Source organism: Acinetobacter sp. V89_7, assembly GCF_029967895.1.
Classification (GTDB): domain Bacteria; phylum Pseudomonadota; class Gammaproteobacteria; order Pseudomonadales; family Moraxellaceae; genus Acinetobacter; species Acinetobacter soli.
In genome coordinates this window covers 191,009-209,830 of sequence record NZ_JASCAJ010000024.1, presented here as the reverse complement: position 1 = coordinate 209,830, position 18,822 = coordinate 191,009, and the positions used below count along the sequence as shown (strand labels likewise).

The 18,822-nt window shown below is 47.5% G+C and carries 13 protein-coding genes; 9 read left to right on the top strand and 4 right to left on the bottom strand.

Annotated elements, in window-relative coordinates; translation table 11 throughout:
* Nucleotides 1–144 precede the first annotated feature (144 nt).
* The 4 genes from ilvD (at nt 145) to QLG00_RS06675 (ending at nt 5,599) form a co-directional block, all read left to right on the top strand.
* Nucleotides 145–1,830: a dihydroxy-acid dehydratase gene (ilvD, locus tag QLG00_RS06690; protein WP_111812401.1), complete on the top strand. Its 1,686-nt coding sequence runs from the start codon at nt 145–147 to the stop codon at nt 1,828–1,830.
* Nucleotides 1,831–1,902: 72 nt separating this feature from the next.
* Nucleotides 1,903–3,225, top strand: coding sequence for a hypothetical protein (locus tag QLG00_RS06685; RefSeq protein WP_048765178.1), 1,323 nt, complete (start codon nt 1,903–1,905; stop codon nt 3,223–3,225).
* A 186-nt stretch (nt 3,226–3,411) separates the two neighbouring features.
* Entirely contained in the window at nt 3,412–4,731 is a 1,320-nt protein-coding gene (locus tag QLG00_RS06680; RefSeq protein WP_282470691.1) for an NAD(P)/FAD-dependent oxidoreductase, read from the top strand.
* 127 nt (nt 4,732–4,858) lie between these two features.
* Entirely contained in the window at nt 4,859–5,599 is a 741-nt protein-coding gene (locus tag QLG00_RS06675) for a sulfite exporter TauE/SafE family protein (RefSeq protein WP_055415573.1), read from the top strand.
* On the opposite strand, the gene QLG00_RS06670 is transcribed toward QLG00_RS06675, so the two are convergent.
* The 4 genes from QLG00_RS06670 to QLG00_RS06655 form a co-directional block, all read right to left on the bottom strand.
* Entirely contained in the window at nt 5,591–6,505 is a 915-nt protein-coding gene (locus QLG00_RS06670; protein ID WP_088458657.1) for a LysR family transcriptional regulator, read from the bottom strand. The genes QLG00_RS06675 and QLG00_RS06670 overlap by 9 nt on opposite strands.
* A 112-nt stretch (nt 6,506–6,617) precedes the next feature.
* Entirely contained in the window at nt 6,618–7,913 is a 1,296-nt protein-coding gene (locus QLG00_RS06665) for a solute carrier family 23 protein (protein WP_004933573.1), read from the bottom strand.
* Between the two features lie 271 nt (nt 7,914–8,184).
* Nucleotides 8,185–10,869 carry a phosphoenolpyruvate carboxylase gene (gene ppc, locus QLG00_RS06660; RefSeq protein WP_004933575.1) on the bottom strand — a complete coding sequence of 895 codons (2,685 nt, stop codon included), beginning with the start codon at nt 10,867–10,869 and terminating at the stop codon, nt 8,185–8,187.
* A 187-nt stretch (nt 10,870–11,056) separates the two neighbouring features.
* Nucleotides 11,057–11,671, bottom strand: a complete 615-nt coding sequence (locus QLG00_RS06655) for a TetR/AcrR family transcriptional regulator (RefSeq protein ID WP_282470690.1) — start codon at nt 11,669–11,671, stop codon at nt 11,057–11,059.
* A gap of 148 nt (nt 11,672–11,819) precedes the next feature.
* Between QLG00_RS06655 and QLG00_RS06650 the strand changes: the two genes are divergently transcribed.
* The 5 genes from QLG00_RS06650 to dapB all read left to right on the top strand — a co-directional run bounded on the left by QLG00_RS06650 (nt 11,820) and on the right by dapB (nt 18,723).
* On the top strand, nt 11,820–12,926 hold the full coding sequence (locus QLG00_RS06650) for an efflux RND transporter periplasmic adaptor subunit (protein WP_282470689.1): 1,107 nt from the start codon (nt 11,820–11,822) through the stop codon (nt 12,924–12,926).
* A complete protein-coding gene (locus tag QLG00_RS06645; RefSeq protein ID WP_282470688.1) occupies nt 12,923–16,051 on the top strand; it encodes an efflux RND transporter permease subunit in 3,129 nt (1,042 codons plus the stop codon). Before QLG00_RS06650 ends, QLG00_RS06645 begins: the two co-directional genes overlap by 4 nt.
* Before the next feature lie 132 nt (nt 16,052–16,183).
* Entirely contained in the window at nt 16,184–16,561 is a 378-nt protein-coding gene (locus QLG00_RS06640) for a hypothetical protein (protein ID WP_004933584.1), read from the top strand.
* Nucleotides 16,562–16,663: 102 nt separating this feature from the next.
* A complete protein-coding gene (gene dnaJ, locus QLG00_RS06635) occupies nt 16,664–17,782 on the top strand; it encodes a molecular chaperone DnaJ (protein ID WP_004944612.1) in 1,119 nt (372 codons plus the stop codon).
* Nucleotides 17,783–17,901: 119 nt separating this feature from the next.
* Nucleotides 17,902–18,723: a 4-hydroxy-tetrahydrodipicolinate reductase gene (gene dapB, locus QLG00_RS06630; RefSeq protein ID WP_004933588.1), complete on the top strand. Its 822-nt coding sequence runs from the start codon at nt 17,902–17,904 to the stop codon at nt 18,721–18,723.
* The last annotated feature ends 99 nt before the right edge of the window (nt 18,724–18,822 follow it).

Sequence of the window (18,822 nt, the reverse complement as noted above, 5' to 3'; positions counted from 1 at the left end):
TTCATTTCACTTTGCCGTGTGTAACAAGATTTAATAGCGTTTTTTCGTTATTGTATTCAGTGACGGGCGAAAAAAACAGCATAACACCAATGAGGTGATACCCGCGTAGCGACAGGACCTTGCCTCAGCCACGGAGAAAAACGCATGAGTAATGACAAAATACGCCAGCATTCGGCACCGGTTTATGACGGGATCGAAAATGCACCTGCACGCTCGATGATGCGTGCAGTCGGATTTAAGGATGACGACTTTACCCGTCCCTTTATTGGCATCGCATCGACTTGGGCCAATGTTACGCCGTGCAACATGCATATCGATGGCTTGGCACGTGAAGTTGAGCAAGGGGTAAACCAAGCCAACGGCAAAGGTATTATTTTTAATACCATTACCATTTCCGACGGTATTTCAAACGGAACCGAAGGCATGAAATATTCCTTGGTATCGCGTGAGATCATTGCCGACTCGATTGAGGCTGTGATTGGTTGTCAGGGCTATGACGGGGTGATTGCCATTGGTGGCTGCGACAAAAACATGCCGGGCTGTATTATGGGACTGGCGCGCTTAAACCGTCCTGGCCTGTTTATTTATGGTGGTACCATTCAACCGGGTCAGGGGCATACCGACATGATTTCGGTGTTTGAAGCGGTGGGACAGTACGCCAAAGGCGAAATCAATGCCATTCAGGTCAAGCACATCGAAGAAGTGGCGCTGCCTGGTCCTGGCTCGTGTGGCGGTATGTACACTGCCAACACGATGGCCTCTGCCATTGAAGCTTTGGGTATGAGTTTACCGGGTTCTTCAGCACAAGATGCCATTTCAGAAGATAAACGTCAGGACTGTCATCGTGCTGGCGAGGCGGTGATGAATCTGCTACGCCTCAATATTCGTCCGCGCGACATCATGACCAAAGCTGCCTTTGAAAACTCGATTAAGGTGGTGATTGCACTGGGCGGATCGACCAACGCAGTATTGCATTTGATTGCAATGGCACATAGCGCAGGTGTGCATTTGGATTTAGACGATTTTGTTCGTATTGGCAAAGAAACGCCGGTGGTGGCCGATTTACGTCCGTCAGGCAAATACCTGATGTCTGAGCTGATCAAAATTGGTGGCATCCAGCCGTTGATGAAACGCATGCTACAACAGGGTATGTTAGATGGCAGCTGCCTAACCGTAACGGGTAAAACACTGGCCGAAAACTTGGCCGAAGTAGAAGATTATCCAGCGGGTCAGGACATTATTTTGCCTTTTGATCAGCCCATCAAAAAAGATTCACACTTGGTGGTGCTCAAAGGTAACTTGTCACCAACCGGTGCTGTCGCCAAAATTACCGGTAAAGAAGGTTTGTATTTTGAAGGCCCGGCCCGCGTGTTTGAGGGTGAAGAAGGCGCGATGCGCGGTATTTTAGAAGGCGAGGTTCAAGAAGGCGAAGTGGTGGTAATTCGTGGCGAAGGTCCTAAAGGCGGCCCGGGCATGCGCGAAATGCTCAAACCTACCTCTGCCATCATTGGCAAAGGCCTAGGGCAGTCGGTGGCGCTGTTAACCGATGGTCGTTTTTCTGGTGGAAGTCATGGCTTTGTCATTGGTCATGTCACGCCTGAAGCCTATGACGGCGGGCCTATTGGTTTGGTTAAAAATGGTGATAAAATCTCCATCAATGCAGAAACACGTGAGATCACCTTACATATCTCTAACGATGAGATGGACTCACGTCGTGCACAATGGCAAAAGCCACGACCGAAATATACCAGCGGGGCTTTGGCGAAATTTGCAAAACTTGCAGTGGGTGCGGACAAAGGTGCAGTTACCGATCTAAATCTTGATCTATAATTGATCATATTGTCCCTAAATTGTTATAAACCCTTGTATGATTACAGGGGTTTATTGTTCGAGGCGCTATACATGTCACTGTTAAGACGTTGGTTTGATCCGATTCGGTCGAGTTGGTTTTATCAAAAACCTTCGCGTCAGGCGGTTTTACCAACCGATCAAGGATTGCAGATTTATCTGCGTCTAGACGATGTCTACAGTTATCTTGCCGTACAACAGCTGAATCATCTTGATGATATTTTAAGCGACGAACTTAAGCCGCTCAAAGTCATTATTTCGCGCGAAGCCGCCGCGCCGCCAAATAGTATGTCGCATGCCGACTGGCAAAATTATTGTTTGAACGACGCCAAAATTTTGGCTCGGCAGCATCGTTTTAGCTTTGATGAAACACCAGAACTTCCTACACCTGAATCTTTGCAACAAGCCGAAGTAATTTTGCGCAATACCCCGCTGACTGGTAAAGATTTTTTGTACTTGCTTGAAGATGTATTTCATATGCTGTGGCAGCAGCAATATGGCAAGCTACGAACCTTATATACCATGGCCAGTCAGCAGCATAGCCCGCAAAACTTTCCAGAACGAATTTTTAAAGATGTACCAGTGGCAGCAAGTTTCTTTGAATTTGGTGGCCGTAACTACCACGCAGTAGATGATTTACTCCGACTGGCCCGTCGTTTGCGTCAGCAAAAACTTTTGACCGGTGCACCGCTTTTTCTGATCAATCACATTGAATGGCGTGAGCATCTGATCAATGATGCTGAAGAATTGGCTCAGATTCAGGCACTCAAACCCGAGCTAGATCTGTTTATTGCGCTTGAAGATCCGATCAGTTGGTTATTACTGGCTTATATTCGTGAAGAATTGGCCAATTACTACGACATCAAGCTCAATGTGTATCCACTGCCGTATCAGGGGCGTGACTGGTTTGACTGGAGTCTGGCCACTCGTTTATCTAAACGGACTGAAGTGGCATTCACGCCGTTTTGCCGTCCGACAGAGGCTGCAACGCACAATATGGCCCAGCTGTATTATAGTGTGCCCGAAGAGCAGCAGATCGAGACCATTCATTGTATTTTAGAAGCAGTCTGGACCAAAGGACGCGACCTGTCTTTTAAGGCACACTTTGAAGCCTTGCGCCAGCAGTTGCGTATTGACAGCTTATTGCCAGAAGATGAAGTATTGCAGCGCTTAAACCACAATGATCAGGCCTGTATTGCACACCATCAACCCGATTTTCCGGTGCTGGCCTTACGAATTGATGGACAGCAATATGTGTTTAACAGCTTGTATCGTGTCTGGCTGATTGAAAGTATCTTTAGTCATGTACTGGAGCAGCAGTACAAACACGACGCGGTTGTATCATTCGCCCAATCATCTGGCGCATCAAAAAAATGAATCGTGATGCGCTTTTTAAGCATGTCGCATTGAATGAGACCAGCACAAACAGATTGATTACCTAAAACTACACAGCCGCTGTAAAAGTTTATTTTTTATTCAAATTATTCATGTTTATAATAGCTTGCAATTTTCTTATGCATGGCTGCTGATGGGTCGTCATGCATAAGAAAATTGGAGGACGTTATGTCGACTCAAAACAAGTATGCCGAAAAACAACATCGAATCGTCATTGTTGGCGGCGGTGCAGGAGGATTGGAGCTGGCCACGCGTTTGGGTAACCAGCTGGGAAAAAGGAATAAAGCCGAGATTATTTTGGTTGATGCTGCCCTCACGCATATCTGGAAACCCTTGCTGCATGAAGTTGCGGCCGGCACACTCAATTCTTACGAAGACGAGTTAAATTACTTTGCCCATGCCAGCCAGCATCACTTTGAGTTTTTTCTGGGGCGCATGATTGATATTGACCGTAAAGACAAAACGATTTTATTGGCAGCGCTTCAAGATGAAGACGGTAAAGAAGTTGCGCCAGAACGCAGTATTGCCTACGACACCCTTGTGGTTGCCATTGGTTCGACTTCCAATGATTTTGGCACTGTGGGTGCCAAAGAGCACTGTATTTTTCTCGATTCCCGACCTCAAGCCGATCGTTTTCAGCGCGAATTTTTAAGTTTATATTTAGAGGCGCAGGCTAAAAATCTGGTACAACATCATCACAAGCAGCTCAATATTGCAATTATTGGGGCGGGCGCAACTGGCGTAGAACTGGCAGCAGAATTACACCATGCAGCCAATCAGTTTTCCAAATATGGCCTAAACAGTATCGACCCTAAAGATGTCAAAATCAGCCTAATCGAAGCGGCACCTCGCGTTTTGCCTGCCTTACCCAAACGGGTATCACACGACGCCGAAGCCACACTGCGTGAGATTGGTGTGCAGGTGATCAAAAATTGTCGAGTGGTCGAGATTGATGCACATACGGTCTACTGCGAAGATGAAATCGAGATTCCTGCCACCTTAAAAGTCTGGTCTGCCGGCATCAAAGCGCCCGACTTTCTGCAAGGAATTGGTGGTCTGGAAACCAACCGAATTAATCAACTGGTGGTCAATGCCAGCTTGCAAAGCTCACTCGATAAAGACATTTTTGCCATGGGAGATTGTGCCTGTTACATTCCCGCAGGTGCAGAGCGCCCAGTTCCGCCGCGTGCACAGGTGGCCAATCAGCAAGCCATCTTTTTAGCCAAAGCCATGGCGCTGCGTTTAGAAGGTAAACCACTGGGTAGCTTTGAGTTTAAAGACAAAGGCTCCTTGGTGTCGTTGAGCGATCAGAGTACTGTGGGCAATATCTTGGGCAATATTAATGTCGATGGTCTGTTTGCCCGAATGATGTATATCTCGTTGTACCGCTTTCATCAGGTGGCTTTGCATGGGGTATTCAAGACCAGTTTAATGATCATCAAAGACTTGCTCTCAAAAGGTTCTTCACCACAGCTTAAATTGCACTAACTCCATCTGCTGCTCACCTCTGTTTTAGAGCCTCAATCTTTGCTTGAGGCTCACTTCCAAAATCAAGCATCGTGATGCCACCCGTATTGAATTAGCATGATTCATATATTAGGGAGGAAATGAAACGATGGACATGCTGTTACTGGTGATTGCGGTTTTTATCTTTGCGGGGCTGGTCAAGGGCACGTTGGGGCTTGGCTTGCCGACCGTCGCCATGGGCCTAATGAGCATGGTGATTTCGCCGTTTCAGGCCGCGGCACTCTTAATCGTTCCCTCCATGATCACCAACATATGGCAACTCTTTGCCGAAGGTAAAGTCTGGGCACTGATTCAGCGTTTTTGGTCGTTATTGTTGGGTATTGTACTCGGGACGTGCTGGAGCTTTTTACCTACTTTAAGCGCATCCTCTGGAAAAACCAGTGAAATGCTGTTGGGTGGTATGTTAATTGCCTATGGAGGATTTGGACTCTTTGTCAAACAACTTCCCGATCTTTCGCGCCATGCGGGTTGGCTGTCACCGATTGTGGGATATATCGGCGGTGCGCTAATTGTCTCTACCGGAGTGATTATTATTCCCGCTGTGCCATACCTGCAGTCGCTTCGGTTAAAGCGTGATGAACTGGTGCAGTCGCTTGGATTGGTATTTACCTTTTCTACCGTTTGTCTGGCGATTTATTTATATCTCTATACCGGTGCCTCCAGTGTCGTGGATTATCGACTGGCATGGCTTGCGGTATTGCCTGCATTGCTGGGTATGTGGTGGGGACAAAAAATCCGCTACAAAATTGCCGAAGAAAAATTCCGTCGACTGTTTTTTGTGGGGCTGATGCTGCTGGGGCTGTATATGCTGGGTTCGCCTTTAACATAATTGCAGCTTGGGAGCTGCGGGCCGATGCGTCAATAAAAAATCGGTAAAGTCACGATACATCGTCGAGAGCTGGCTAAAGTCGCGTGCCACAATGAGTAATTTCCGATTGGCCCATGCACCGCTCAGTGGCAACAGGGCCAAGGCGTGGCTCTCTTTTAAACGGCTTGCTGCACGCGCTGGCATAATCGCCACACCCGCACCTGCGGCCACCACTTCGGCAATGGCAGTAAAATTTGGTAGGCGTAAACGGTAATCGATGTGAATACCAAGCGCACGTGCCTGAATATCGATTGAACGCTGTAAGGAGTGATGCGTACTTAATCCGATCATACTCTCGCTAAACACCGCCGGTAAATTGAGCGGATGCTGGCGAGTAAACTGATGCGTAGCTGGGCATATCAACACCAAAGGATCATGGACAAAATCTTGAGTTTGTAAATATTCAGTCTGGGAGAAGCTTGAAACCAGCCCCAATTGTGCGCGTCCCTGTTCGAGTGCCTGAATAATCTCAGAGCTTTCTGCCTCGTGCAATTCAATACTGATCGTAGGGTGCTTGAGCAAAAACATTGGCAGTAATGTCGGCAGATATTCACTTTGTGCCGATGAGTTACACCATAAGTGAAGTCGTTGCTGGGGTTCAGCGCGAAAGCGGTTCATGTCTTGTTCTAACAATTGCGCCTGCTGCAACAGCACACGGGCATGATCTAAAACGCGTTGCCCCGCAGGAGTCAGTTCGACACCAGTCCGATGCCGCGTAAACAGGGCACTACCGAAATAGTGTTCTAATTTACGAATACGTTCGCTGGCAGCTTGCAAGGAGAGCGCTGCCCGCTCAGCACCGTGAGTCAGGCTGCCTGTATCGACGACATGTAAAAACAAGCGAAGGTCAACAAAATCGTAGCGCATGGCAACGTTCAATCCTTGAGTGAGCCAGCTTATCATACTGAAAATGATGCATGCTCGCAGCGTAAAGGCATAAAAAAAGCAGCCCTAAGGCTGCTGATCGTATCTAGATGCTTTAACTTTTGTCTTTCAGACTAAAAAATAAATTCAGCAAGATGGCGGCAAATGTCGCCGTACCAATACCGCCCAGATTAAAACTGCCAAAGGTGAGTTCAAAATTACCGGCACCTAAAATAATGGTTACCGCGGCCACAATCAAATTTTTGTTGTTGCCAAAATTGACCTTGTTTTCAATCCAGATTTTGGCACCGGCAATGGTAATTAAGCCAAATACCACAATCGATGCACCGGTCAGAACGGCGGTCGGAATCGTACTGATCACGGCACCAAATTTGGGTGACAGCCCTAAAAACATGGCAAATACACCCGCAATCACAAAGACGATGGTCGAGTACACGCGTGTAACCGCCATGACACCGATATTTTCGCCATAGGTGGTCATGCCGGGTGCGCCCACACTGCCAGAAAGACTGGTCGCAATTCCGTCTGCCACAAAAGCCTTGCCTAAATGTGGCGTCAGGTTTTCACCGGTCATGGCACCGACAGCTTTAATATGTCCCAGATTTTCGGCCACCAAAATCAGTGCCACTGGCGCAATAATCAGCATGGCATTGGTTTGAAAGGTGGGAGCGCTAAAACTCGGTAGACCAAACCATGCCGCCGTGGCAATTTGACCAAAATCAATGGCCTTACCCAAGCCCAGTCCGTTGGTCACGATGGCATAGATCAGGTAAGACATCAGTAGTCCAATCAAGAGCAGTAAACGCTGTAATAGCCCCCGAGTAAACACAGCAATGGTTCCCATACACAGTACGGTAATCAGTGCCATCCACATATCAAAGGGATGCCCGGCAACTGCCTTGACGGTAACGGGTGCTAAATTCAGGCCGATAATCATCACCACGGCACCAGTCACTACAGGTGGCATGAGTTTTTCAATCCAGCGCGTACCAGTCAGCATGACCAAAAAGCCAATTGCAGCATAGACCACACCACAGGCGACAATACCGCCCAGTGCAACCGATAAATTGGCATTGGCGCCCGAACCTGTCACATGACCCGTAGCCGCCGCCACGACCCCAATAAAGGCAAAGCTTGAACCGAGATAGCTCGGCACCCGGCCGCCGGTCATCAGAAAAAATAAAATGGTACAAATACCAGACATTAAAATGGCCAGATTTGGATCGAATCCCATCAAAAGGGGAGCTAGCACCGTCGCACCAAACATGGCGAATGCATGCTGGATGCCCAGTACCGCGCTTTGAACAGGAGGGAGATATTCGTTGGTTGCGACTGGTCGATGATCGATCTGACCGCTGTACGCCTTCCATTTTGGAAACCAGCTGGACATAAAATAGGCTCAAATAATCCAATTGGAGCACATCATACCCTGTCTGGCGATGAGTTATAATTACTCGTTGATGACCTTATGTGTTCAAAATCATAGATTTATTTTTATTATTTACCAAACGGTAAAGATAATTTAGTATGAAATCAAGGTATTGATTTACTTAAACTATACATTATAAAAAGTTGAACCATTGTTAAAAAAACGTTTTTTTCATATGAATGAATCGGCGGCAAGCCTGTACTCACCGCCGATAATGAATATATTTCAGCGATTAGCCTGTATTACGCAGACCCGCTGCAATTCCTGCGATACTCACCATCAGTGCGTGATCGACAGGTGTATGATCGGCGTTGGTTTTTGCCGTGTATTCACGACGCCGTTTCATCAGTTCTGCCTGAAGTAAATGCAATGGCAACAGGTAGGGTTTACGTACCTGCATAGCTTGATCCAGTACATCATTTTTACTGAGCAGCTTCGATTCACCTTTCATGGTCAATAAGGTCTGAACGGCATCGTTCAAACGTGCGCGCAGCATTTCGCCCAGTACCTTAAGCTCATCATCATGAGTAAGATGTGATTCGTAATACAACGCGACATTGGCATCGGCTTTGGAGAGAACCATCTCCAGCATATCGATCAGGGTTTGGAAGTACGGCCATTCTGCCAGCATTTCATCGAGCAGCGGCTTTTTGTTTTCATCGATCACTTGATTAATGGCTGCACCGGTGCCGAGCCAAGCTGGCAACATGAGTCGAATTTGCGTCCATGCAAATACCCAAGGAATGGCACGTAACGATTCGATTCCGCCGCTTACTTTACGTTTGGCCGGTCGTGAACCCAATGGCAACATTTGCAGTTCAAGCTCAGGCGTCACGGTTCTCAGGTACTGTACAAAATGAGGATTTTCACGCACGGTTTCGCGATATACGCGAACTGAAATGTCCGTCATCTGATGCATCAGCTCACGCCACTCTGCCTTCGGTACGGGTGGTGGCAGTAACGTCGCTTCAAGGGTTGCTGCGGTATACACTTCAAGGTTTTGTAACGCAACGCCTTCTAAACCAAATTTAAAGCGGATCATCTCACCCTGTTCAGTCACACGAATGGCTCCAGAAATAGAGCCAGGTGGTTGTGAAAACAGGGCCTGCTGTGTTGGCGCCCCGCCACGGCTAATTGAGCCGCCACGACCATGAAATAAGGTGAGCTGTACATTGTGCGCCTTGGCCACCGCCGTCAGTTCTTCCTGCGCACGATACTGTGCCCAGTTGGCCGACATAAAGCCTGCGTCCTTGGCAGAGTCGGAGTAACCGATCATGACTTCATGTTTGCCCTGAATGTGCTGCTTGTACCAGTCCATGTTAAACAGTGTTTCCATGGTCTTGGCTGCGCCGTCTAGATCTTTTAAGGTTTCAAACAGTGGTACCACACGAAGCGGATGCAAAATACCAGCTTCTTTTTGCAGAAGCAAAACGGCCAGGACATCGCTTGGATATTCGGCCATGGAAATAATATATGCACCCAAACTTTCTGGCGGCTGCTCGGCCAGTGTACGCATGGTGGCAAACACTTCTTTGACATCTGGATGTTCAATCAGGCTGCCTTCTGGTTCTTTAAGATATTTAGGCAGAAGCGGGCGTTTGCTTTGCAATTCCTGAATCAGAAAGTTTTGACGGGCTTGCTCAGTCCAAGATTCGAAATTACCCAAGCCTAAATATTCGGTAATGGCGGAAATTGCCTGACGATGGCGCCCCGATTCCTGACGAATATCCAGTTTAAGCAGTTCGATACCAAAGCAGTTTACGCGGTAAATAAAATCAAGCAGCTTGCCATTGGCCAGTTCCGGTAAGTTACAGGCGATCAGTGAACGATGACACAACAGCAACGGTTCAAGTAATTCCTGTTTGTGGCGGATAATCTGACTGTCATCGCCATCTAGACCTTGCAAGCGTAGCGACAACCAGTGACGTGTAGCTTTCAGGCGTTCACGCGTGGTACGTAAGTATTCACGGTATGGCTCGGGATGACTACGACCCAGCGCAAGGCTTAATTCTTCAGAACAGGCCTGAATCGAGAGTTCCCAGCGTAAACTTTCGATATCACGCAAATACAGATCGGCCGCTTGCCAACGGGACAACCACAATACTTCTTGCGTGACCGTGTGTGTGACATTCGGATTGCCGTCACGGTCGCCGCCCATCCATGAGGCAAAACGAATTGGAGAAATATCAAGTGGTAAGGTCGCGTTGCAGTGCTGATGTACCAGTGTATTTAGTTCTCGAACAAATTTAGGTACTGCGTTCCACAAGGTTTGTTCAATGGTGGTAAAACCCCATTTGGCTTCATCGAGCGGCGTTGGCTTGTTTTGACGAATTTCATCGGTCTGCCATGCCGAACAGATCAAATGCTTCAGGTTGGTGAGCACTTGCTCACGCTCTTGCGGGGTCAGCTTTTGCTGATCGAGTTTTGACAGGGCGTCATTGATATCGTCATACTTTTGAATCAGGGTGCGTCGGCTAACTTCGGTCGGATGCGCAGTCAGTACCAGTTCAATATTCAGCTCACATACCTGATCAAACAGTTGTTGCGGGGTGATGTGGTTGTGCTGAAATTTCTCAAACAGGCGAATTAGTGGATTCGGTGAAGGGGCATGTGCATCAAACTCGCTTTGACGACGGCTACGAACCACATGGTATTGTTCTGCAATATTGGCAAAATTCAAAAAATAGGAAAACGCGCGGGTCAGCGGTAAGATTTCCTCGTCCTTTAAATTTAAAAATAACTTTTCTAATTGCTTTTCAACTTTCGCTTGACCGTCACGTGCACCTTTGGCGAGTGCACGAATTTGTTCAATCTGATTAAACAAATCTTGTCCTGCGTGTTGTTTGAGTGTTTCGCCCAGTAAATTTCCCAGTAAGCGTACATCCTCACGCAGTGGAGCATCAATTTGTTGAATCATTCTAGTTCTCCTGTTCTTCTACTATATTCACTTTCAACCACCTGAATATACGCCGATTAGCAAACATTCCAAGTCGTTACATGAAAAAAAATGCATTTTTTACCGTGTATTAAGCAAAAAAGGTGCGTTGCTACGCAAATGTTTCGTGATGTAGAAAAACAAAATCAATTGACCAGATCGCCAGCATTTAAGGGCTGTATTTGAGCATGAAAATCTCGATAGCATATTGAATGCTGAGCTCAAGCTCATCAGGTGTAGGAGGCAATTCTATGCCAAGCAAGACATTTTGATGACGTAAACCCAGTAATAACGACAAGATCAATTCGGTCTGGCGCAGTGGGTCATCGGCTTGAATCAATCCGAGTTTGCTGGCTTGCTCAAAAAAGTGAGTCAGCATGTTGCAGAGTTTTTGATGTGATGCTGCAAAAAACTGTCTTACCAATGGGCTTTTTTCTGCCGCAAGTTCATACAGCACATGATCAAGCTTGAGTGCTTCGGGTAAATAAATGGTGTGGAGTGCACACCGGCTAATACTCGCCAGTTGTTGCTTGAAATCGGATTGGGGCTGTAACTGAAATGTGTCGGCAGAAATGTAGGTTTCACAGCTTTCTTCAATGGCGCAGACAAACAGATTGGCTTTATCTTGAAAATGATTATAGACCGTCAATTTAGTCACACCTGCCATCTGTGCAATCTGATTCATACCGGCATGATGATAACCCTGTTTTAAAAAGATATTTTTTGCTGCTTCCAGAATACGTTGTCGTTTCTCAAGATCTTTTGGTCTTCCAGAATTTTGCACATTAAACCTCAATAAAATTTTTGAAAAACAAAGCAATAACGTTTATTTTTTAATTAATGTACTTGTGGGTATATTAATTAAAAAATAAACAATTTAAGATAATCGCATATTGTGCCTTAAAAATAAATTTGAAAAGAGTACTGGGATCATGAACAGAGCACACATTGGCCTTTCGGGCTTGATCATTTTATGCAGTATCACGTTGTTGGGGTGTCAGAAAGAAAAAACAGTCAATCAAGACATTCCCTTGGTGATGGTGACTAAACCGAGCAGCAGCGCACAAGCACAACACAGTTATGCGGGGCAAGTTGAAGCCCGCCAGCAAACGGCGTTGTCGTTTCGGGTTGCGGGTCAGATTACCGAACGTGATGTGGATGTGGGGGATCGTGTTCGTGCTGGCCAAGTACTGGCCAAACTCGATGTCAAGGATGCGCAATTACAGCTCAATGCAGCACAGGCACAATTTGATAATGCCAGTGCGGCGGCACAGGTTGCCAGCGACGAACTAAAGCGCTACCAACAGTTACTGCCGATTAATGCGGTGAGTCGTTCCCAGTTTGATGCAATTAAAAATCAATATACCGCGGCACAAGCAAGTTTAAAGCAGGCCCGTTCGAATCTGGATGTTGCAGCCAATCAAACCCGTTATAACCAGTTACGGGCGACTCAGGCAGGCGTTATTACTGCGCGAGAAATCGAGGTTGGGCAGGTGGTAAGCGCTGGGCAGACAGTTTATCAGCTTGCGATCGATGGCGATCGTGAAGTGGTGATTGGCGTACCCGAGCAACTGATCAGTACGCTAAAAATTGGTCAGTCTGCCAGTGTGCGCTTGTGGTCAAGCTCGGAAAATGTTTATCCGGCATATGTTCGGGAAATTTCGCCCGCAGCTGACGCAACACGAACTTTTCGTGTCAAGGTGGCATTTTCACAGGCACAACCGAGTATTCAACTGGGGCAAAGTGCGCGGGTGTTTTTGAGTGAGCCGACTCAGACCTCATTGAGTGTTCCGCTCAGTAGTGTCTCGGCGACGCACCAGCAGCCCTATGTATGGGTCGTACAAGCCAATCATACGCTCAAGAAAGTTCCGGTTCGCTTAGGGGACTACGGCCGTGAACAGGTCAGCATACTGTCAGGGCTTCAGCCATCCGATTGGGTGGTGGTGGGCGGTGTACATTTATTGCGTGAGCAGCAAAAAATTCGTCCGATCGACCGAAATAACCGCGCTGTCAACCTTCAAGCGAGGGCTGCATCATGAATTTTAACCTGTCTGAATGGTCACTGAAAAATAAAGCCTTGGTGCTGTATTTTATGCTGCTTTTGATGGCGGTGGGGGTGTATTCGTATACCCAACTTTCGCAAAGCGAAGATCCACCTTTTACTTTCAAAGTGATGGTGGTGCAGACCTACTGGCCGGGAGCTACGGCCAAAGAGGTGGCAGAACAAGTCACCGACCGGATTGAAAAAGAACTCATGACCACAGGTCAATATGACCGGATTTCATCATATTCGCGTCCGGGTGAGTCGATGGTCACTTTCTTTGCCAAAGACACGTACACCTCTGCCGATATCCCGGATATTTGGTATAACGTGCGCAAAAAAGTGAGCGATATTCAGCATGAGCTTCCCGTTGGTGTGCAGGGGCCTTTTTTTAACGATGAATTTGGCGATACCTTTGGCAATATTTATGTTTTGACCGGAAAAGATTTTGATTATGCGCTTCTTAAAGCCTATGCCGACCGTTTGCAGCTTGAACTACAGCGCGTACCCGATGTTGCCAAAGTAGAACTGATTGGCCTGCAAGACCAAAAAATCTGGATTGAACTGTCCAATACCAAAATGGCGCAGCTCGGTGTACCCGTCAGTGCTATTCAGCAGGCCTTACAGCAGCAAAACAATATGGTCAGTGCCGGGTTTTTTGAAACTCCTTCCGACCGGATGCAGGTGCGTCTGACCGGGAAGCTGAGTTCGGTTGAAGATCTAAAGCAATTGCCGATTTTAGTCGGTGATAAAACCATTCGACTCAGTGATGTCGCCGAGGTGTATCGTGGCTTTAGTGAACCGGCACAGCCGCGGATGCGCTTTATGGGAGACAATGGCATTGGTATTGCGGTATCGATGCGTAAAGGCGGCGACATCATTGCTTTGGGGAAGCAACTGCAACAGACTTTTTCTCATTTGCAAAAAACTTTACCTTTGGGCATGACTTTAAGCAAGGTCTCAGATCAGCCAGTGGCGGTTCAGCACAGTATTCGAGAGTTTATTCAGGTACTGGCAGAAGCGGTCATTATTGTGCTGTTGGTCAGTTTCTTCTCTTTAGGATTCCGAACCGGACTGGTGGTGGCGTTTTCCATTCCACTGGTCTTGGCCATGACCTTTGCAGGCATGCATCTGTTTGATGTGGGCCTGCACAAAATTTCACTAGGCGCGCTCATCTTGGCGCTGGGCCTACTGGTCGATGATGCCATCATTGCGGTGGAGATGATGGCGATTAAAATGGAACAGGGCTACAGCCGGCTCAAGGCCGCGGGCTTCGCATGGAAAACCACCGCATTTCCAATGCTTACAGGTACCCTGATTACTGCCGCGGGCTTTTTACCCATTGCTACAGCCAGTTCAAGTACTGGCGAATATACCCGATCCATTTTTCAGGTGGTGACCATTGCCCTGGTGGTGTCATGGATTGCAGCGGTGGTCTTTGTGCCGTACTTAGGTGAAAAGCTGCTGCCCGATTTTAGCCATACGCCACAGCGCGCGCCGTGGTATCAGCGTTTTTGGGCGAAACTGCGCAAACAGCCCGAACCTCAGCCTGTGCCTTATGATCATGGGCATGATCCCTATCAAACGCGTTTTTATCAGGCTTTTCGTCATGCCGTCGATACCTGCGTGAGCTACCGGAAAACCGTGATCGTGGTGACGGTTGGACTGTTTGTCGCGGCTGTTTTGCTATTTAAATTAGTGCCACAGCAGTTTTTTCCGCCCTCTAATCGCGCCGAAATTTTGGTCGATATCAAATTAGAAGAAGGCGCGTCTTTAACCGCCACCGAGCAGGCGGCAAAAAAAGTCGAGCAGTTTTTGGCGAAACAATCGGGCATCGATAATTATGTGGCCTATGTCGGTACAGGGTCACCACGCTTTTATCTACCACTCGATCAACAGCTTCCACAGGCCAGTTTTGCCCAGTTTGTGGTGCTGGCTTCGTCACTTGAAAACCGCAATGAGATTCGCCATTCACTTGAGCGAGAGATTAAATTGTTACTGCCATACGCCAGAACGCGAGTGTCGTTACTTGAAAATGGCCCACCCGTGGGCTATCCCATCCAGTATCGTGTTTCGGGAGAAGATCAGGATCTGGTACGTGACTGGGCACAAAAAGTAGCACAGACGGTAAGTCAAAATCCGAATGCCAGTAACGTACATCTGGATTGGGGTGAACCGAGTAAACGCATTCAACTTGAAATTGATCAGGAACGCGCGCGTCAATTGGGAATTAGCAATACTGATTTGGCCAACTTCTTAAATAGCTCGCTGACAGGCAGCGTGATTGATCAATATCGCGAAAAAACCGAACTGATCGAAATTCGTTTACGCGGTGATCAGAATGAACGTGCCGATGTGGCCTCACTGGGTAGTCTGGCGGTGCCGACCAGTAGCGGTCAGAGTGTACCGCTTGGGCAAATTGCCAAAATCAATGCCACATTTGAAGATGGGATTATCTGGCACCGAGATCGATTGCCCACCATTACGGTTCGTGCCGATGTTCACACCGATTTACAGCCTGCTACGGTGGTGTCTGAGTTGCAAAGCTCGATTGATCAGTTGCGCAGTCAGTTGCCGAGCGGTTATTTAATCGATGTCGGCGGTGCGGTCGAGGAGTCTTCTAAAGGTCAGGCATCGGTCAATGCTGGCATGCCGCTATTTTTAGGCGTAGTGCTGACGCTGCTGATGCTACAGCTTCGAAGTATCTCGCGAACCCTGATGGTGTTTTTGACTGCACCGCTGGGCTTGATTGGTGTGAGCTTGTTTTTATTGCTGTTCAATAAACCTTTTGGTTTTGTGGCCATGCTGGGCACCATTGCGCTCTCAGGCATGATCATGCGTAATTCACTGATCTTGATTGATCAGATCGAGCAGGATATTGCAGCCGGGCATGATCCATGGACGGCTATTATCGATGCGACCGTACGCCGATTCCGACCGATTTTACTGACGGCGCTGGCTGCGGTCTTGGCCATGATTCCGTTATCACGCAGTATTTTCTTTGGTCCTATGGCGGTTGCCATTATGGGGGGATTGATCGTGGCGACCTTTTTAACTTTATTTTTCTTGCCAGCACTGTATGCAGCATGGTTTAAGATTAAAAAAACGCCAACTTTGTCATAATTTTTTGCGAATAAAAGGTGCGAAATAGTGAAAAGTCAAATATAGTAGCACCTTATTGTTAACACAAAAAAACAGAGCATACATTCATTGCAATGAAACCTAAAAATGCAATGGATTCGAGGTTGGATACGAATGGGGCAAGATCAATTAAAACAGCATCGTCGTTATATTACGATTTCTTATGTCTGTATGTTTCTTGCATTGGCAAGTGTGGTTTTAGCAGTGGTTGCCTATTTTCTGGCTCGAAAAGTTGCTCTGGTTGAAAATGCAGAAGTCTGGATTCAGGCGCACGGCGTCTGGATCATGCACAGTACCGTGCTATTTCTGCTCATGACCTTATTTGCCTCGCTTTGGTTTATTCCCCTGATTTTCTTTGCATGGAACAGCGCACTCTGGGTTACCGCGTTGACCATTGCCGGTGTGATTTTTGCTGCGATTGCCTGGTTGTATTTGCTCAATGCATTGATTAAAGGCATGTCTAAGTATTTAAAAAAGAAAGCGGTTTTTTAAAACCGTTATTTTTTTTCGCAATCTCCCTTGTAATCATGACGCACGCCCCCAATTTAATCGCAATCAGGTATTAAATAAATTCCGTGAGGAGCATCGCCAGTCATGGCTAAACGAGATTATTATGAGGTTTTAGGCGTTTCGAAAACCGCAGGTGATGATGAGATCAAAAAAGCCTACCGTAAGTTGGCGATGAAGTATCACCCGGACCGTAACCCCGATAACCACGAAGCAGAAGAAAAGTTTAAAGAAGCTGCTGAAGCATACGAAGTACTGTCCGATGCTGAAAAGCGCAGCATGTACGACCGTATGGGTCATAATGCATTTGAAGGCGGTTTTGGCGGCGGCGGTGGTGGCTTCGGCGGATTTAGCGCAGAAGACATTTTTAGTCAGTTTGGCGATATTTTTGGTGGTGCCTTCGGTGGCGGCGGTGGTCGTCAGCAACAGCGTCAACGCCGTGGCTCAGACCTGCGCTACGTAATGGAACTTACGCTTGAAGAAGCGGTTCGTGGCGTGAAGAAAACCATTACCTTTACTGCACCGGCACCGTGTGAGGTGTGTGACGGTAAAGGCTCGAAAAATCCGAATGACGTTGAAACCTGCCGAACCTGTCATGGCTCGGGTCAGGTACGTATGCAGCAAGGCTTTTTCTCGGTTCAGCAAACCTGTGGCACCTGTCGTGGCCAAGGTAAAATTATTAAAAATCCATGTAATGCATGTCATGGTTCAGGCGTTGCCGACCGTCAGCAAACTTTGGAAGTGACCATTCCTGCTGGCGTAGACAACGGCGACCGTGTACGCTTAAGCGGTAAAGGCGAAGCGGTACGTGATGGCCAGTCTGGCGATCTTTACGTCGAAGTAGTGGTGCGCGAGCATGAAATCTTCCAGCGTGATGGTGCAGACCTATATATGGATGTGCCGGTCAGCATTGCAGATGCTGCATTGGGTAAAGAGATTGAAATTCCAACGCTTGAAGGCCGCGTGAGTTTAAAGATTCCAGAAGGCACGCAAACTGGCAAACTGTTCCGCTTGCGCGGTAAAGGCGTACGTCCAGTGCGTAGCAGCATGGTCGGTGATTTGCTTTGCCGTATTGTGGTTGAAACACCAGTAAACTTGACCAGCCGTCAGCGTGAACTGTTAAAAGAATTGCAAGCCAGCTTGGATGGAGACGATCACGGTTCTTCACCTAAGAAAAAATCCTTTCTCGACCGTTTGTTCGATTAAGTGATACTGAAAAAAAACCTGCTTCGGCAGGTTTTTTTATGGCGATTTTTTTAGCGCACTGCCTGAGTTTTGATATAGTAGGCTGCAACGTTTGATTATCTATTTTCAGGATTAAAATTATGTCAGCATCTCCACGCATTGGTGTTTTGGGTGCGGGTGGCCGTATGGGTCGCATTCTTATTCAGGCTGTGCAACAGGCTGGCTATCAGTTGGCGGCGGCGGTTGAGCGCCCAGAAAGCAGCTTGGTCGGTACAGATGCAGGTGAGCTGGCAGGAATCGGATCGATTGGGGTCAAGGTGGCGGGTAGCCTGTCTGAAGTATTAAAAGACTGCGATGTGGTGATTGATTTTACTGCACCTGTTGCGACCGAGCAGCATCTACAACTGTGTGCTGAGGCTGGTGTGGCCATGGTGATTGGCACGACAGGTTTTTCAGAACAACAGAAGCAACTTTTGAACGAGACCGCAACGCGTACTCCAGTGGTGTATGCTGCAAACTATTCTGTAGGGGTAAACGTTTCAATCAAACTGCTTGAGCTTGCCTCTAAAGTATTTGGCGACAGTGTGGATATCGAGATTATTGAAGCACATCATCGTCATAAAGTAGATGCGCCGTCTGGCACTGCACTGATGATGGGTGAGGCGATTGCAGAAACCCTAGGCCGTGACTTGAAAACCGATGCAGTGTATTGTCGTGAAGGGCATACTGGTGCGCGTGAGCGTCAAAGTATTGGCTTTCAAACCATCCGTGGCGGCGATATCGTCGGTGAACATACCGCGATGTTTATTGGTGAAGGTGAACGTGTTGAGATCACTCACAAAGCCACCAACCGTATGAATTTTGCATCGGGTGCTGTGCGTGCTGCGGCATGGGTGGTCGGACGAGATGCCCGCAAATACGACATGAAAGATGTACTGGGTTTTAACGAGATCGACGTATAAAGCTTCATTCTTATTCTTCTTAATAAACCAAATCGTCTCACATTGAGGCGATTTGGCTTTAAAATAAAAAATGACCGAATACCCATAAGGCGCTGCCAC

Coding starts and splice junctions, on each gene's coding strand:
- ilvD (WP_111812401.1), top strand. CDS start 145: ATGAGTAATGACAAAATACGCCAGCATTCGGCACCGGTTTATGACGGG.
- QLG00_RS06685 (WP_048765178.1), top strand. CDS start 1,903: ATGTCACTGTTAAGACGTTGGTTTGATCCGATTCGGTCGAGTTGGTTT.
- QLG00_RS06680 (WP_282470691.1), top strand. CDS start 3,412: ATGTCGACTCAAAACAAGTATGCCGAAAAACAACATCGAATCGTCATT.
- QLG00_RS06675 (WP_055415573.1), top strand. CDS start 4,859: ATGGACATGCTGTTACTGGTGATTGCGGTTTTTATCTTTGCGGGGCTG.
- QLG00_RS06670 (WP_088458657.1), bottom strand. CDS start 6,505: ATGCGCTACGATTTTGTTGACCTTCGCTTGTTTTTACATGTCGTCGAT.
- QLG00_RS06665 (WP_004933573.1), bottom strand. CDS start 7,913: ATGTCCAGCTGGTTTCCAAAATGGAAGGCGTACAGCGGTCAGATCGAT.
- ppc (WP_004933575.1), bottom strand. CDS start 10,869: ATGATTCAACAAATTGATGCTCCACTGCGTGAGGATGTACGCTTACTG.
- QLG00_RS06650 (WP_282470689.1), top strand. CDS start 11,820: ATGAACAGAGCACACATTGGCCTTTCGGGCTTGATCATTTTATGCAGT.
- QLG00_RS06645 (WP_282470688.1), top strand. CDS start 12,923: ATGAATTTTAACCTGTCTGAATGGTCACTGAAAAATAAAGCCTTGGTG.
- QLG00_RS06640 (WP_004933584.1), top strand. CDS start 16,184: ATGGGGCAAGATCAATTAAAACAGCATCGTCGTTATATTACGATTTCT.
- dnaJ (WP_004944612.1), top strand. CDS start 16,664: ATGGCTAAACGAGATTATTATGAGGTTTTAGGCGTTTCGAAAACCGCA.
- dapB (WP_004933588.1), top strand. CDS start 17,902: ATGTCAGCATCTCCACGCATTGGTGTTTTGGGTGCGGGTGGCCGTATG.